Annotated in this window: 12 protein-coding genes; 3 read left to right on the top strand and 9 right to left on the bottom strand. The window is 73.7% G+C overall.

Annotated elements, in window-relative coordinates; all coding sequences use genetic code 11:
- Positions 1-54: 54 nt before the first annotated feature.
- The 4 genes from ACF09E_RS30385 to ACF09E_RS30370 form a co-directional block, all read right to left on the bottom strand.
- Positions 55-609: a DUF1697 domain-containing protein gene (locus ACF09E_RS30385; RefSeq protein WP_392208748.1), complete on the bottom strand. Its 555-nt coding sequence runs from the start codon at positions 607-609 to the stop codon at positions 55-57.
- A 152-nt stretch (positions 610-761) separates the two neighbouring features.
- Entirely contained in the window at positions 762-2057 is a 1296-nt protein-coding gene (locus tag ACF09E_RS30380) for an extracellular solute-binding protein (RefSeq protein ID WP_392208746.1), read from the bottom strand.
- Positions 2054-2896 carry a carbohydrate ABC transporter permease gene (locus ACF09E_RS30375; RefSeq protein ID WP_392208744.1) on the bottom strand — a complete coding sequence of 281 codons (843 nt, stop codon included), beginning with the start codon at positions 2894-2896 and terminating at the stop codon, positions 2054-2056. Before ACF09E_RS30375 ends, ACF09E_RS30380 begins: the two co-directional genes overlap by 4 nt.
- Entirely contained in the window at positions 2893-3888 is a 996-nt protein-coding gene (locus ACF09E_RS30370; RefSeq protein WP_392208742.1) for a carbohydrate ABC transporter permease, read from the bottom strand. The genes ACF09E_RS30375 and ACF09E_RS30370 overlap by 4 nt, the downstream gene beginning before the upstream one ends.
- Positions 3889-4013: 125 nt before the next feature.
- Between ACF09E_RS30370 and ACF09E_RS30365 the strand changes: the two genes are divergently transcribed.
- Positions 4014-4871, top strand: a complete 858-nt coding sequence (locus tag ACF09E_RS30365; RefSeq protein ID WP_392208740.1) for a phosphotransferase enzyme family protein — start codon at positions 4014-4016, stop codon at positions 4869-4871.
- Positions 4872-4914: 43 nt separating this feature from the next.
- Here the strand turns inward: ACF09E_RS30365 and ACF09E_RS30360 are convergent, their stop codons facing one another.
- From ACF09E_RS30360 to ACF09E_RS30345, 4 genes are all read right to left on the bottom strand, one after another.
- Positions 4915-5640 (bottom strand): 3'-5' exonuclease, encoded by a 726-nt coding sequence (locus ACF09E_RS30360; protein ID WP_392208738.1) that lies wholly within the window; start codon positions 5638-5640, stop codon positions 4915-4917.
- A gap of 87 nt (positions 5641-5727) precedes the next feature.
- A complete protein-coding gene (locus ACF09E_RS30355; protein WP_361853411.1) occupies positions 5728-7011 on the bottom strand; it encodes an SAV2148 family HEPN domain-containing protein in 1284 nt (427 codons plus the stop codon).
- 110 nt (positions 7012-7121) lie between these two features.
- Complete coding sequence (locus tag ACF09E_RS30350) at positions 7122-8498, bottom strand: copper amine oxidase (protein ID WP_392208736.1); 1377 nt, start codon at positions 8496-8498, stop codon at positions 7122-7124.
- 74 nt (positions 8499-8572) lie between these two features.
- Complete coding sequence (locus ACF09E_RS30345; RefSeq protein WP_392208822.1) at positions 8573-9361, bottom strand: Tat pathway signal sequence domain protein; 789 nt, start codon at positions 9359-9361, stop codon at positions 8573-8575.
- 189 nt (positions 9362-9550) lie between these two features.
- Between ACF09E_RS30345 and glgX the strand changes: the two genes are divergently transcribed.
- Entirely contained in the window at positions 9551-11671 is a 2121-nt protein-coding gene (gene glgX / locus ACF09E_RS30340) for a glycogen debranching protein GlgX (RefSeq protein ID WP_361854796.1), read from the top strand.
- Here glgX and ACF09E_RS30335 read toward each other — a convergent pair.
- Positions 11640-12881: an MFS transporter gene (locus tag ACF09E_RS30335; RefSeq protein WP_392208734.1), complete on the bottom strand. Its 1242-nt coding sequence runs from the start codon at positions 12879-12881 to the stop codon at positions 11640-11642. The genes glgX and ACF09E_RS30335 overlap by 32 nt on opposite strands.
- A gap of 81 nt (positions 12882-12962) precedes the next feature.
- Here ACF09E_RS30335 and treY point away from each other — a divergent pair, with 81 nt between their 5' ends.
- Positions 12963-15323: a malto-oligosyltrehalose synthase gene (gene treY, locus ACF09E_RS30330; RefSeq protein WP_392208732.1), complete on the top strand. Its 2361-nt coding sequence runs from the start codon at positions 12963-12965 to the stop codon at positions 15321-15323.
- The last annotated feature ends 24 nt before the right edge of the window (positions 15324-15347 follow it).

The following is a 15347-nucleotide window of genomic DNA, read 5'->3' as shown; positions in this document are numbered from 1 at the left end:
GCCATTGGCCTGTCCCCCTGGTCCAATCGGGCGCCTTCCCCCTGGGCCATTCCGTCAGTCTCCCCGGGTCATCTCCACCAGCTTGACCACCGTGTTCCAGTTCCGGGCCGTGACCACGAGGCCCTTGACGACCTTCGCCCGCGTCAGGGCGTCGGCCAGCTTGGACCGGCCCAGGCCTTCGGGGACGTACAGGTAGACGACCCGGTCGCCGAGGGCGAAGTCCTCGGGGGCGAACGCCTCGCGGTCGATCGCGGCGAAGCGCTCGGGGTCGGCCGGGCCGGAGAGGTAGAGGGCGTGGAGCTGCTTGCCCTCCAGTTCCGCCGCCGGGAAGGGGCAGTCCTCGGCCACCGAGGCCAGGTAGTCGGCGTCGCGCACGAGGCAGTCGACGCGGAAGCCGAAGTGGTCCTCGATCGCCTGCTCGATCGCGTCGGTGAGCGCGTCCCCGTCGGCTCCGCGGCCGGTGGTGAAGACGGCGTTGCCGCTCTGCAGGTAGGTGCGGACGTCCTGGTGCCCGAGGCCTTCCAGGACGGAACGGAGCTCCGGCATGGGGACCTTGCGGTGGCCGCTGACGTTGATGCCGCGGAGCAGGAGGGCGTAGGTCTGCGTCATGGGTTCAGAGTAGGGCGGGCCACCGCGCCTCGTGGGGGGCGGCACGGTGGCCGGTTCGACCCTGTCCGATCAGGGGGAGCCGCGAGAAGACCCTTCACCCATCTGTGACTTATTCAACAAACTTTCGTAATGCCGAAGCCTCTGCGACCCCCTCATTTGCGCTGATAGCGGGCGAGCACCCGGTTGCCGTCCTCCACCAGGCGCCGGGCGAGCTCGGCACCGTCGATGGCCCCGCTGTAGTACTCCTGGAAGGCGGGGGTCGCGACCTTGTCCTTCCACTCGGGGTATCCGCGCACCGACTGCGCGGGGGCCGGCCGCAGCCGTTCGGCGAGCGCGGCCCCGGTCGCCCAGCCGTCCCGGTCCGTGCGGAGCGAGGGGTCGGCGAGCGCGGTCGTGCCGGTCGGCAGCATCCAGTCGCCGCGCGCGAGCCGCACCGTGTTCTCCGGGCGCAGGAGGAAGTCGAGGAACGCGGCCGCCTCCTTCTTGTGCGGGCTGTCCTCGGCGATGGACAGGGTCTGCGGGGAGACGCCCTGGGTGAGGCCCGCGTCGCCCGCGGGGGCGGGCAGGACCGTCCACGCGAATCCCTCGGGGGCCTGCTGGGCGATCTGCTGCCGGTAGGCGAACCCGAGCGGGACCATGGCGTACTTCCCGGCGAAGAAGCCGGGGAGCGTGTCGGAGCCGCCGCTGCCGAGCGTGGTGCGCGGGGCGGTGCGGTCGGTGACGACCTGGTCGTGGATGGTGCCGGGGACGACGGCGTCGGCCTCGGTGAAGCGGACGGTCACCCGGCCGTCGGCCGCCCGGTGGAAGAGCTGTCCGCCGGCGGAGAGTCCCAGGTTGAGGCTGACGGAGACGGGCTCCTTGAGCGGCCACGCGACGGCGTGCCGGCCGGGTCCCATGGCGCGGGTGAGGTCCTGGGTGATCCGGCGGAACTCGGTCCAGGTCCAGGGCTCCGCCGGGGTCGGGAGGCGAACGCCGGAGTCTTCGAGGATCTTCCGGTTCGCGATGATCACCCGTGGTTCCTGGAGGAACGGCACGCCGTAGACCCCCTCTCCGAAGGTGGTGGTCTCCCAGCTGCGGGCGGGGATGTCGGCGCGGAGCCGCTCGGGCAGCAGGGGGCGCAGGTCCGCGAGGTCGCCGCCGTAGGCGAAGTCCGCGAGGTCGTCGGAGGCGTCGTGGATGATGTCGGGCGCCTCGCCGCCCTCGAAGGAGGTCAGGAGCTGGTCGTGGACGGAGTCCCAGCTGCCCTGGACGTAGTCGATCTGCACGTCGGGGTGGGCGGCGTTCCACTCGCGCACCAGCTCCCGGTTGGCGTCTACGGACTCCTTCTGCCAGGCGAGCGACTGGAAGCGGAGCCGTACGGCCCCGTCCCGGGAGGTGTCGTCGCCGGCGGTGCAGCCGGTGAGGAGCAGGGCCAGGGCGGCGGTGAGGGCGAGGGTCCGTCGCCTCATGACTTCACCGCCCCGGCCAGGGTCCCGCCGGTGATCCGCCGCTGGAGGAGGGCGAAGACGACGAGGGAGGGCAGGGTGGCGAGGAAGGCCGCGGCCGCGAGCGGCCCGAGGTCGGCGACGCCCTCGGCGCCGAGGAAGTGGGTGAGGACGACCGGCAGGGTCTGCTTCTCGGGGGTCTTGAGCAGGACGAGCGCGAAGAAGAACTCGTTCCACGCGGTGACGAAGGCGAAGAGGGCGGTGGCGACGACACCGGGGGCGAGCAGCGGGGCGGTGACCGAGACCAGGGTGCGGAGCCGGCCCGCCCCGTCGACCGCGGCGGCCTCCTCCAGTTCGGCGGGGACGGCCCGGACGTACCCGGTCAGCATCCACAGGGCGAAGGGCAGCGACCAGACCACGTAGACCAGGACGAGGCCGAAGACGCTGTTCACCAGGTGCAGGTGCTTCAGGATCAGGAAGAGGGGGATGATCACGAGGACGAACGGGAACGCCTGGCTGATCACCACCCAGCCGGTCGCGGCCGAGGCGAGCCGGCCCCGGTGGCGGGCCGCCACATAGGCGAGCGGGGTCGCGACGGCCACCGCGGTGACGGCGGCGGCGACCGCGGCGACCAGGCTGTTCCCGGCGGCCCTGAGCAGCGGCTGCTCGTCGAAGGCCTGCCGGAAGTTGCCGAGGGTGGGGTCCTTCGGGATCCAGGTGGGGTGCAGCGAGGCGAGCTCGGGGGCGGGCTTGAAGGCGGTGGAGACCAGCCAGAGGAAGGGGAAGGCGAGGAAGACCAGATACGCGAGGAGGGCCGCGTACTGGCCGACCCGCGCGGCTCGGCTCGTCCGGAAGGCGCTCACCGGTCCTGGTCCCCTTTCAGCCGTCGTACGAGGGAGAGCGCGACGAGCACCGAGACGGCGGCGACCATCACGCAGCCCATCGCGGCGGCGTAGCCGAACTGTCCGTAGCGGAAGGCCTCTTCGTAGGCGAAGAGCATGGGGAGCCGGGTGCGGCCGCCCGGTCCGCCGTTGGTCAGCACGTAGACCAGGGCGAAGGAGTTGAAGTTCCAGATGAGGTTGAGGGCGGTGATGGCGAGGGCGACCGGTCGGAGCGCGGGCCAGGTGACGGTGCGGAAGCGGCGCCAGGCACCGGCCCCGTCGAGGGCGGCGGCCTCGTGGAGCTCCCGCGGGGTGTTCTGGAGTCCGGCGAGGAGGGCGACGGTGGTCTGCGGCATGCCCGCCCAGACGCCGACGACGATCACGGCGGGGAGGGCGGTGGCGAGTCCGGAGAGCCAGTCGCGGCCGTCGCCGAGGCCGAGGTTCCGGACGGTCTCGTTGAGGATGCCGGCGTCGGGGTTGTAGACGAGGCGCCACATGATGCCGACGACGACCTCCGGCATGGCCCAGGGGACGATGGCGAGGGCCCGGGCGAGCCAGCGGAGGCGGAGCTTCTGGTCGAGCAGGAGCGCGAGACCGAGGGCGAGCAGGAACTGGGGGACGGTGACCCCGACGGCCCAGACCGCGCCGATGCGGAAGGAGTCCCAGAAGAGCGTGTCGTGCAGCAGGTCCTGGAAGTTGAGCGTGCCGACCCAGCCGGTGGCCGTGGTGCGGCCCGACTGGGCGTCCGTGAAGGCGAGCGCGATGCCGTAGAGCAGGGGGCCGACGCTGAGGACCAGGATCGGGAGCAGGGCCGGGAGCACCAGGAACCAGGCGCCGAAGTCGGGGCCGCGCGGGCGTCCGTCGCGGGCGGCGCGCGGGGGGCGCTTCCGGCCGGGCCGCTTCGTCGCGGTCAGCGAGCTCACCGATCCGACCCCCGTCCGCCCGCCCCCGGCGGCCGCCGGGAACCCCGCCATGGTCCTGACGGTCCCCGGGACCGTCAAGGCGATCTGCGCGGTGAGCTGCGTGGATGGGAGACTTTGGCGCAATCACACGGGTCGCCGTCGGACGGACCGCGGCCGTACGGGTACGGGAGAGGTCGATGGACGAGGCGCGGGCGCGGGAGATCCTGGCCGCTGCGGGGCTGCCGGTCGCGGAGGCGCGGCTGCTGGCCCTGGGGGAGAACGCGGTCTTCGCCGTGGGTGGTCTCGCCGTGAAGGTGGGCCGGGACGCGGAGCTGTTCGAGCGGGCGGAGCGGGAGGTGGCGCTGGCCGGCTGGCTGGCCGAGGCGGAGGTCCCGGCGGTGCGGGCCGCCGAGGAGAAGCCGCTGCTGGTGGAGGGTCATCCGGTCACCTTCTGGCACCGGCTGCCCGACGCCGTGCGGCCGGCGGAACCGCGCGATCTGGCGCCGCTGCTCCGGCGGATCCACGCGCTGCCGGAGCCGACCGGCTTCACGCTGCCGCGCCGTGAGCTGCTGGGCGGGGTGGAGCGGTGGCTGCGGCTCGCGGGGGACGCGATCGACCCGGCGGACGCGGCCTTCCTCCGGGAGCGGCGGGACGCGTTCGCCCCGGCGGCGGCCGCGCTGACGCCGCGTCTGGCACCGGGCCCGATCCACGGCGACGCCCTCCCCCGGAACGTGCACGTGGGCCCCGACGGCCCGGTCCTGGTGGACCTGGAGACCTTCTCCTCGGATCTGCGCGAGCACGATCTGGTGGTGCTCGCCCTCTCCCGGGACCGGTACGGCCTGGACCCGGTCGCCTACGAGGCCTTCACCGAGGCGTACGGCTGGGACGTGCGGGAGTGGGAGGGATGCGCGGTGCTGCGTGGGGCGCGGGAGACCGCGAGCTGTGCGTGGGTGGCGCAGCACGCGCCGGCGAACCCGAAGGCGCTGGCCGAGTTCGAGCGGCGGGTGGCCTCGCTGCGGGACGGTGATCCCGAGGTCCGCTGGTACCCGTTCTGACGTGACGGGCCCGGCGAGGCGGGACGGGCGGGCCGGAGGACGGCTAGCCGGCCACGGCGACGGCGTCGCGCAGGGGCCAGGTGGAGTCGACGACCGCCTCCTCGTCGCCCTTGCGGCGCAGGAAGGCCTGGAAGTTCTCGGCCCAGGCGCGGTACCAGCCGATCTGGCGCTCGTGGAGCTCGGCCGGGTCGAGTTCGGCGACCTGGCGGTGCCGCTCGGCTATCGCGACGGCGACCCGGACGGCGGCGAGCGCGTCGGCGGCGGCCTGGTGGGCGGCTTCGAGCACCACCCCGTACTCCCCGCAGACCGCTTCCAGGTTCCGCTTGCCGCGCCGGTAGCGGTCGACGGCGCGGTCGATGGTGTACGGGTCGACGACGGGCCCGATGGGGACGCCGCCGATGCGCTCGCTGAGCGAGGGCAGTCCGTGCCGGCGCAGTTCGGCGGAGAGCAGCGTGAGGTCGAAGGAGGCGTTGTACGCGACGACCGGGACGCCGTCCTCCCAGTAGGCGGCGAGGGCGGTCGCGATCTCGTCGGCGACCTCGCGCGCCGGGCGGCCCTCGGCGGCCGCGCGCTCGGTGCTGATGCCGTGGATCGCGGAGGCCTGCTCCGGGATGCGGATGCCCGGGTCGGCGAGCCAGTCCCGCCGGCGCGTGACGTGTCCCCCGCCGTCGACCTCGATGATCGAGGCCGTCACGATCCGCGCCTCCAGCGGTTCGGTGCCGGTCGTCTCCAGGTCGAAGCCGACCAGCGTCTCGCCGTGCCAAGCCATCGGGTCCTCCTTACGTGATCTCCCCCGTGGTGCTGACCACCCTCGCACGCACCACTGACAACGCCTTCCGCCTCCCCCGTCGACGGGTCAGGAAACAGGCCGGGAATCGAGCCAGACGGACTCGAACTCCTCCCGGTATGTCTCGAAAAGTCCGTGATCGCCGTCACGGATGCCCTGGCCGTGGCGCACCACGTTCCGCCCGCCGCCGCGCAGGACGAGGACCGGCGCCTCCATGCCCCGGGCACGGCGCAGGTAGGACTGCACGACCCCGACGCCGTCCGGCCCGTCGCCGTCCACCAGGTAGGCGGTGAAGCGGGGCGTCTCGTCGAAGACGTGGATCTGGAAGGCCCCCGGGTCGCGGAGCTTCGAGCGGACCCGGCGCATGTGCAGGATGTTCATCTCGACCGAGCGGCTCAGCTCGCCCTTCTTCAGGCCGAGTTCCCGCTCGCGCCGCTTGACCGCGCTGCTCGCCGGGTTGAGGAAGAGGAGCCGGGTGCGGCAGCCGGACTCGGCGAGGCGCACCATGCGGCGCCCGGAGAAGTTCTGCACGAGCAGGTTCAGGCCTATGCCGGTGGCGTCGAGGCGCCGCGCCCCGCCGAAGAGGTCCTCGGCGGGCAGCTGCCGCTGGAGCCTGACCCGGTCGGGGTGGACGGAGACCACGTCCGCGTACCGGTCCCCGACGAGGTCCTCGACCGCGTCGACGGGCAGCCGGTCGGCGGAGGGCACCCCGGCGCCGCCGCCGAGGATCTCCAGGATGCGGGCCGAGGCCCGTTCGGACTGGGCGAGGACGGTCAGCGAGAGGGCCCGGTTGCGGGAGACCACGTTCCGCGTGACCTCCAGCTCGTCGAGGGCGAGCTCGACCTCCCGCCGGTCGTCGAAGTACGGCTCGAAGCACGGCCAGTGCTGCACCATCAGCTCGCGCAGCTGCGGCAGCGTGAGGAAGCTGAGGACGTTGTCGTCGGCCGGGTCCAGGAGGTAGCCCTTGCGGCGGGACACCTCGCGCACGGCGACCGCCCGCTGGACCCACTCCTGGCCCGCCGGGCCCGCCGCGGCGACCACCCAGTCCTCGCCGTGCACGGGCTCGTACACGGGCCTCAGGACGGCGGCGACGACGGCGCGCAGCCGCTGCTCGACGAGGTTGAGCCAGATGTAGGCCCGTCCGGCGCGCTGGGCGCGGGTGCGGACCTCGCTCCAGGCCTCGGCGTCCCAGTCGAGTTCCGCCCCTATCTCCACCGGCCGGGCCACGGTGACCGTGCCGGGCGGCACGGCTCCCGGCGGCGCGACCGCGCCGGACGGGGCCTCGGCGGGGCCGGCGGGACCCTTCTCCTGACCCGGATCCCCTGGGGGCAGCTCCAGACCTCCCGAGCTCACCCGCGCACCGCCTTCTGCTCCTGGACGCCCGTGTCGACCGGTCCGACAACGATCAAGGAAGGGTACTCCGCGAGCGGGAGGCGGTGCAGCAGGATCGTCAGGCTGCTTCCTCAACTCCCCAGATCGGGTTGTCCGTTCTGGGAGGCGAGTTCGGACGGAGTGAGCGGATTCATAGCGGTTACGTCCCGGGGGGCGAGCTGGAAGCCCTGCCAGTGCACCGGCATGGGCTGCTGGTCCTCGTCCCGGGCGACGTGGTGGAACCCGATGTTGACCCAGACGGTCGGCTTGGTCAGGGTCTCGCCGTTCACCCACTTGTCCACGCTGTCACCGGCGTTGGGCGCGCAGCCGCCGATGTTGTTGCTGGCGAACTTCTCGCAGGCGCGGGCCTGGGTGAAGTACACGTCGTGCTTGGTGAAGCCGCGCCCCGCGTGGGTGTCGGTGTGACCGGGCACGATCTCGTAGGAGCGGGCGTGTCCGTCGGCGTTCTTGCCGGTCCCGCTGACCACCCGCCACCAGCGCATGTTCTTCGCGTCGCCGGCGAGTTCCCTGGTGACCTGGGTGCGCACGGTCTTCACGGTGGGTCCGCCGCCGCCCGGGGCGGGCGCGGTGACGGTGGAGTCGAACTGCTCGATCCGGTCCCTGGTGGAGCCGTCGAGGCCGAAGTCGAGCTTCCAGAAGACGTTGTGGGCGTGGCTGGTGGCGTAGGAGCGGGAGCCCTTGCCGATGGGCCAGCCGCGGCCGTCGGTGGCGTTGTAGTCGACGGGCGAGAGGCTGCCGGTGGCACCGACGTTGGCCCCGATGGTGCCGTCGGCGGAGAAGCGCCATTCGGAAATGTACTCGTACCAGCCGACCTTGTTCACCGTGTAGACGAGGAGGTCCTTGGCCTGGGCCTGGTAGACCCTGCCGCCGCTGTCGCTGGCCATGCGGTAGGCGTGGCCGCGCGCCCGGGTGGTGGTGCACAGGCCGGTGATCCTCCCGACCTCGGGCACCTTGACGGTGGTGAGGGTGCCGCCGGGGCACTCGGCGGGCTTGAGGTTCTGCAGGCCCCAGCCGAAGCCGGCGCCGGTGAGGTCGTCGTACTCCGCGCCGCCGTCGTCGTAGGGCACGTGGATCTGGGCGAGCCGGGCGCTGGCGAGGACCTTGATCGGAGCGGCCGCGCCGGGCGGCTGGTACGTCACCTTGTCGAGGGTGAGCCCGGCGTCGGTGTCGTAGCGCCAGCACATGCGCCAGGTGGCGCCGCCGTCGAGCTTCTGCGTGATGCGGTAGGCGTCGGAGCAGTCGCCCTCGGGGGTGACGGGGGTGCGGGTCGGGGGCGGCGGCGGCACCGCGGGGGTGCGCGTCGGGCCGGGGGCCGGGGCGGCCGGAGCCCCGGTCGCGGGGGCGGTGGCGGCGGTCGCGGTGCCGAACAGGACGGCGGCGGCCAGGACGGCGCCCCGGGTCCGGGCGCGCCGGCCGCGCGCGGCGGTCGGGCTGAGCGGGGTGGGCATGGGGACGTACTCCCTCGTACGGAGGTCGGCCCGCCGTCCGCGCGGGCGCGGCGGGAGAGGACCGGCGGCGGTGGTCAGCCGACGCGGGTGACGGTCCTCGCGGAGAGGTCGACGATCAGGTCGCGGGTGTCGATCCAGGCCCCGTTGAGGACCTTGGTGACGAGCCGTACGCACCGGTGCTCGCCGCAACGGCTCAGCCGGGCGGGCACGTTCGCCTCGCGGTAGGGCCGGTAGACGTCACCGTTGAACCACAGTTGGGCGGTGGAGGCGAGCTCCTTGCCGGTGGCGTCCCGGTAGTCCTCCCGGACGCCCTGGCCGAGCGGGCTCGCGAGGATCAGTTCGAGGGCCTCGCGCAGCTCCTCGGGGTGGGCGGAGGGCTGGACCCCGCGCTGCGCGGCCGACTTCTCGACCGCGCCCGTGGCGAGGTTGACGGTCCGGGTGACGAGTTCGTCGCGCCCGTAGTCGTAGAAGCGGACCTCGGCGCGGCGCGTCCCGTCCCCCGGGAGAGGGTCGGCGAGGCCGGTGCCCAGGTGCTGGGGTCCCCTGCCGCCCTCGACGTCGCGCTGGGCGGACGCGCCCGGCGGGGTCAGCGCCAGCGCCTCGGCGCGGGCGAGCTCGTCGTCGGTGAGCGGATCGCTGCCCACGCCCCTCTCTCCTTCGGCGGCGGCGGGGGCCACCGCCGCCGGCGGCACGGCGCCCCGCGCCTGCCCCCCGGCTCCCGCCTCGGCCGCTCCGGCTCCCGCTCCCCCGCCGTCCGCCGCGCCGCCGCGCGCGGTGGACCCGGCGGGCCCGGGCGCGCCCTGGCCGACGGAGACGCCCGGCAGACCGACCGCCACCGCGACGGCGGTTCCCGTCACCGCCATGGCCGCCCCGGCCACCACCTTCCCCAGGTGGCGGCGCGCTATTTCGTACACACTTCCCCCTCATTCCCCCTCCGGAACCGCGGTCACCCGGTAGGACGGGGCGAAGTCCTAGGAGGTTGCGCCTCTTTCGGGCAGGATTCGGCCGAAGAACGTCCACAGGACCCGGACAGATGAGGAAGAGTCGTATCCATGCAGGTCTGGCCGGGACAGGCGTACCCCTTGGGCGCCACCTATGACGGTGCGGGAACCAACTTCGCGGTCTTCTCGGAGGCCGCCCACAGGATCGAGCTGTGTCTGCTCCACGACGACGGCTCGGAGACGGCGGTGGAGCTGCGCGAGACCGACGCGTTCGTGCGGCATGCCTATCTGCCGGGCGTGATGCCCGGCCAGCGGTACGGGTTCCGCGTGCACGGCCCGTACGCGCCGGAGCGCGGGCTGCGCTGCAACGCGGCGAAGCTGCTGCTCGACCCCTACGCGCGCGCGGTGTCGGGGCGGGTCGACTGGGGCGAGGCGGTGTACGGGTACCACTTCGGGAAGCCCGACTCGCGCAACGACCTCGACTCGGGGCCGCACACGATGGCCTCGGTCGTGGTCAACCCTTACTTCGACTGGGGCGACGACCGGAGGCCGCGGACCGAGTACCACCACACGGTGATCTACGAGGCCCATGTGAAGGGCCTCACGATGCTCCACCCGGACCTTCCGGAGGAGCTGCGCGGGACATACGCCGGGCTCGCGCACCCGTCGGTGATCGGGCACCTCAAGGAGCTGGGGGTCACGGCCCTCGAACTTATGCCCGTCCACCAGTTCGTGAACGACCACCGGCTCGTGGACGCGGGGCTCTCCAACTACTGGGGCTACAACACAATCGGCTTCTTCGCCCCGCACAACGCCTACGCATCCTGGGGCGACCGGGGCCAGCAGGTCCTGGAGTTCAAGTCGGCGGTGCGGGCACTGCACCAGGCGGGCATCGAGGTCATCCTCGACGTGGTGTACAACCACACGGCGGAGGGGAACCACCTGGGCCCGACGCTGTCCATGCGCGGCCTGGACAACCCCTCGTACTACCGGCTCGCGGACGACCCCCGCTACTACATGGACACCACGGGCACCGGGAACTCGCTGCTCATGCGGTCCCCGCACGTGCTCCAGCTGATCATGGACAGCCTGCGGTACTGGGTGACCGAGATGCACGTGGACGGCTTCCGCTTCGACCTGGCGGCCACCCTGGCCCGGCAGTTCCACGAGGTGGACCGGCTGTCCTCGTTCTTCGACCTCGTGCAGCAGGACCCGGTGGTCAGCCAGGTGAAGCTGATCGCCGAGCCCTGGGACGTCGGCGAGGGCGGCTACCAGGTGGGCAACTTCCCGCCGCTGTGGACCGAGTGGAACGGCAAGTACCGGGACTGCGTGCGGGACCTGTGGCGGGGCGAGCCGCGCACCCTGGCCGAGTTCGCCTCCCGGCTGACCGGGTCCTCCGACCTCTACCAGGACGACGGGAGGCGGCCGCTCGCCTCGGTCAACTTCGTGACCTGCCACGACGGCTTCACGCTCCGCGACCTCGTCTCGTACAACGACAAGCACAACGAGGCGAACGGCGAGGGCAACCGGGACGGCGAGAGCCACAACCGGTCCTGGAACTGCGGGGCCGAGGGCGACAGCGAGGACGTCGGCATCGCGGAGCTGCGCGCCCGTCAGATGCGCAACTTCCTGGCCACCCTGATGCTCTCGCAGGGCGTGCCGATGCTCAGCCACGGCGACGAGTTCGGGCGCACCCAGGGCGGCAACAACAACGCCTACTGCCAGGACAACGAGGTGTCCTGGGTGCGCTGGCCGAAGGAGGACAGCGAGGCGGAGGCGACGCTGCTCCGCTTCACCCGGGCGATGGTGCGGCTGCGCCGTGAGCATCCGGTCTTCCGCCGCCGCCGCTTCTTCCACGGGCGGCCGGTGGAGGGCACGCACGACGAGCTCACCGACATCGCCTGGTTCACTCCCGAGGGAGAGGAGATGACGTCCCGGGACTGGCAGGCGGCGCACGCGCAGGCGCTGACCGTCTTCCTCAACGGGAACGCGATCTCGGAGCCGGGCACCCAGGGCGAGCGGATCGCCGACGACTCCTTCCTGCTGATGTTCAACGCCTCGTCGACGGAGCTGGAGTTCGCGGTGCCGGACAGCCACGGGACCCGCTGGCGCACGGTGGTGGACACCTCCGACCCGGAGGGCATGCCGCCGCAGGAGGGGCCGGAGCTCGCGGGCGGCGAGCGGGTCACCCTCGCCCCGCTCAGCCTGACGGTTCTGCGCCGGCCGGCCTGAGGTCCCGTACGGGGCCTGCCGCCGCCGTCCGCACCGTCCAGGACAGCAGCGCGCAGGCCACGGCCGCCCCCACCGCCACCGCGAAGGCGGCGGGGGCTCCGTGGCCCTCGGCGAGCCGGCCCGACACGGCCAGCGCGAGGGCCTGCCCCGCCACGACCCCGCTGGTGAGGAAGGCCATGGACTCGGCGAGCCGGCCGGCCGGCACGGTCCGCTCGGTGAGCCCGAAGACGGTGATCAGGTGCGGGGCGTAGGCGGCGCCCAGGACGACGACGACCGCGTACAGCGCGCCGAGCGAGCCGACGAACAGCAGCGGCACGGAGAGGACGACGAGGGCCGCGGTCGCCGCGCGCCAGCGGGCCATGAGTCCGATCCGGACGGGCACCGCCGCCATGGAGAGGCCGACGGCGGCGCTCATCACCCCCATCGCCGCGTAGACGAGGCCGGCCTGGGCGGGCGCGCCGAGCTCCTCGGTGAGCGAGGTGATGCCGGCCTGCGAGGCACCGAACATGGCGCCCTGGAGGACCATCGAGCCGCGCAGGGCGTACGCGGATCCCGGCAGCCGCGTCCGTTCGGCGGCGCCCGTACGGGTGGTCGCGGACGGCTCCGGACGAGTGGCCCGCGCCGACGGGTGGAGGGCGAAGGCGGTGCCGAAGACCGCGAGGAGGAGGGCCGCGAGGAGCAGCGCCGCCGCCGGGTGGGCGAGGGCGGCGGCGAGGCCGACGAACGCCGGGCCCAGGACGAAGGACACCTCGTCGAGGGTGCCCTCGAAGGAGAGCACGGTGCCGACGGTCCGGTCGTCGGCGCCGGAGCGGCGGGCGAGGGCCACCGAGCGGGTCCTGGCGAGCGGTCCCACCTGGGGGACGGTCGCCCCGGCGAGCGCGCCGAGGACCATCAGCCAGGCGGTGGGGGCGTGGGCGAGGGCGGCCGACACCAGGGCGGTGACGGCGACGGCGTTGGCGAGGGAGGCCGCGAGGACGGTCCCGCGCTGGCCGTGCCGGTCGCTGAGCCGCCCGACGACGGGCCCTCCGAGGGTCTGCCCGGCCGCGAGCGCCCCGCCGGCCAGGCCGGCCGTGGCGAGGGAACCGCTCGTCTCGGCGACCAGGAGCAGACTGCCGAGCTGGCACATGGCGGTGGGCAGCCGGCCGAGGAAGGAGAGGACCGGCAGCGCGGGGCCGAGCAGGGAGAGGGTGTCGCGATACGTCCGGAGCATCGGGCGAACGTAACGCGATGCACACGAACGGGTGCATGAGGCGATGACACAGAAGCCCTCCGGCGGGGTACGTACGTTCGCATGACCTCCCTCCCGTCCGGCTCCGCCCAGCCCCTTCCCGCGCTCCCCACCGCCACCTACCGGCTCCAGCTCCAGCCGGACTTCCCCTTCGCGGCGGCCGAACGGGCCGCCCCGTACCTCGCGGACCTCGGGGTCTCGCACCTCCACCTCTCCCCCGTCCTGGAGGCCGTCCCCGGCTCGGCCCACGGGTACGACGTCACGGACCACCGGTCCGTGCGCGCCGAGCTGGGCGGCGAGGAGGGGCTGCGGTCCCTCGCCGCGACGGCCGGGGCGCACGGACTCGGCCTCGTCGTCGACCTGGTGCCCAACCACATGGCGGCCTCCGCCCGGCACAACCACGCGCTGCGGGCCGTGCTCCGCGACGGCCCGGACTCGCCGTACGCCCGCTGGTTCGACGTGGACCGGTCCGCGGGGGACGGCCGGCTGCTGCTGCCGGTGCTTCCCGCGCGGCTCCCCGAGGTGCGGGACCGGCTGCGGGTGGGTAACGGCTCGCTGCGTCTGGACGGGCAGGACTTCCCGCTGCGGCCGGGCACGGAGGGGCTGCCGATCGACGAGCTGCTGGACGCCCAGTGGTACCGGCTCGCCTGGTGGCGGCTGGCCCGCACCGAGCTCAACTACCGCCGGTTCTTCACCATCTCGGAGCTGATCGGGGTGCGGGTCGAGGACCCCGAGGTGTTCACGGCGACCCACGCGAAGATCGTGGAGCTGGTCGGGGACGGGGTGATCCAGGGGCTGCGGATCGACCACCCGGACGGACTGGCCGATCCGCAGGGCTACCTGGAGCGGCTCGCCGCGGCCACCGGCGGGCGCTGCTGGACGGTGGTCGAGAAGATCCTCACCGGCCCGGAGGTGCTGCCCGACGCCTGGCCGGTGGCCGGCACCACCGGGTACGACGCCCTGCGGCACGTCGACGGGGTGTTCACCGATCCCGTCGGCGCGGACGAACTGGCCGACCTGTACCGGGAGTCCGTGTCCCGGGCCGGTGACCGGGGCGGCCGCTGGGAGGCCACCGAACGGCGGGCCGCGTACGAGGTGGTCGGCCACGACCTGGCCGCGGAGACGGCCGTCCTGACCCGGATCGCGGAGCGGATCTGCGCCGCCGACCCCGCCCTGCGGGACCACGCGCCCTGGGCGCTGCGCACGGCCGTCCGCGAGCTCCTGGTCCGGGTCCCGGTGTACCGGTCGTACCGCACCGGGGGCGAGGAGGTGCTGACCCCGGAGGCGGCGCGGGGCGCGAAGGCGGCGTTCGCGGTGCCGGAGGAGGCGGCCGCGGTGGACACCGTGCGGGCCCTGGCGCTCGGGACGCTCGGCGACGGGCCCGAGCACCTGGCGTTCCGGGCCCGGTTCGCCCAGACCTCCTCGGCCCTGCGGGCCAAGTCCGTGGAGGACACGGCGTTCTACCGGTACACCCCGCTGCTCTCGGCGAACGAGGTGGGCGGCGACGCGGGGCGACCGGCCGTGTCGGTGGAGGAGTTCCACGCGTTCTGCCGGCGGATCTCCCGGGACTGGCCGGGCACCGGCACCGTGCTGTCCACGCACGACACCAAGCGCAGCGCGGACGTCCGCGCGGCGATCGCGGTCCTCTCGCAGTGCCCCCAGGTGTGGGCGGACCTCCTGGGGGAGGTCGCGGGGGTGTCGGCGCCGGATCCGCACGTGGCCTGGACGGCCTGGCAGACCGCCTTCGGCTTCGGCGCGCCGGACGCGGACCGGCTCGGGCCCGCGATCCTCAAGTCCGTGCGGGAGGCGGGGCTGCGGACCAGCTGGACGGAGCCGGACGCGGAGTACGAGCGGGCGGTGGAGGAGTTCGCGGCGGCCGGTCCGGGCCGGATCCCGCTGCGGTCGGCCTCGGAGGCGGCCTTCGCGCTGGAGCCGCACATCCGGGCGCACGCGCTGGGCGCGCTGCTCGCGCAGCTGACGATGCCGGGGGTGCCGGAGCTGTACCAGAACACGGAGCGCGAGTACCGGGCGCTGGTCGATCCGGACAACCGGGCTCCGTTCGCCGTCGGCGCGGACGACGACCACACGGCCCTGGTGCGGGCGGCGCTGCGGCTGCGCCGTGAGCGTCCGGCGGCCTTCGGGGCGCGCGGCGGGTACGCCCCGCTGGCGGCCGAGGGGCCGACCGCGGCGCACTGCCTGGCCTTCGTGCGGTCGGACGAGGTGATCACCGCGGCGACCCGGCTGCCGCTGCGCCTCGCGGAGGCGGGCGGCTGGCAGGACACGGAGCTGGTCCTGCCGGAGGGCCGGTGGGCCGACGCCCTGGACGGGGTGCGGGAGTTCATCGGCGGTCCGGCGACGGAGCTGAAGCTGGCGGAGCTGTTCGCGGAGCGTCCGGTGGCGCTGCTGGCGCGCGTCCGCGACTGAGGGCCCCGGGGGGTGTCCCCGGGG

The organism is Streptomyces sp. NPDC014891, from assembly GCF_043081085.1.
GTDB lineage: Bacteria > Actinomycetota > Actinomycetes > Streptomycetales > Streptomycetaceae > Streptomyces.
Note: the sequence above shows the minus strand (reverse complement) of the source record. Positions and strands in the feature narration are given on the sequence as shown.

What these genes read in the sequence shown, in the direction of transcription:
- ACF09E_RS30385 (WP_392208748.1), bottom strand. Translation starts at nt 609, where the DNA reads ATGACGCAGACCTACGCCCTCCTGCTCCGCGGCATCAACGTCAGCGGC.
- ACF09E_RS30380 (WP_392208746.1), bottom strand. Translation starts at nt 2,057, where the DNA reads ATGAGGCGACGGACCCTCGCCCTCACCGCCGCCCTGGCCCTGCTCCTC.
- ACF09E_RS30370 (WP_392208742.1), bottom strand. Translation starts at nt 3,888, where the DNA reads ATGGCGGGGTTCCCGGCGGCCGCCGGGGGCGGGCGGACGGGGGTCGGA.
- ACF09E_RS30365 (WP_392208740.1), top strand. Translation starts at nt 4,014, where the DNA reads ATGGACGAGGCGCGGGCGCGGGAGATCCTGGCCGCTGCGGGGCTGCCG.
- ACF09E_RS30360 (WP_392208738.1), bottom strand. Translation starts at nt 5,640, where the DNA reads ATGGCTTGGCACGGCGAGACGCTGGTCGGCTTCGACCTGGAGACGACC.
- ACF09E_RS30350 (WP_392208736.1), bottom strand. Translation starts at nt 8,498, where the DNA reads ATGCCCACCCCGCTCAGCCCGACCGCCGCGCGCGGCCGGCGCGCCCGG.
- ACF09E_RS30345 (WP_392208822.1), bottom strand. Translation starts at nt 9,361, where the DNA reads ATGGCGGTGACGGGAACCGCCGTCGCGGTGGCGGTCGGTCTGCCGGGC.
- glgX (WP_361854796.1), top strand. Translation starts at nt 9,551, where the DNA reads ATGCAGGTCTGGCCGGGACAGGCGTACCCCTTGGGCGCCACCTATGAC.
- ACF09E_RS30335 (WP_392208734.1), bottom strand. Translation starts at nt 12,881, where the DNA reads ATGCTCCGGACGTATCGCGACACCCTCTCCCTGCTCGGCCCCGCGCTG.
- treY (WP_392208732.1), top strand. Translation starts at nt 12,963, where the DNA reads ATGACCTCCCTCCCGTCCGGCTCCGCCCAGCCCCTTCCCGCGCTCCCC.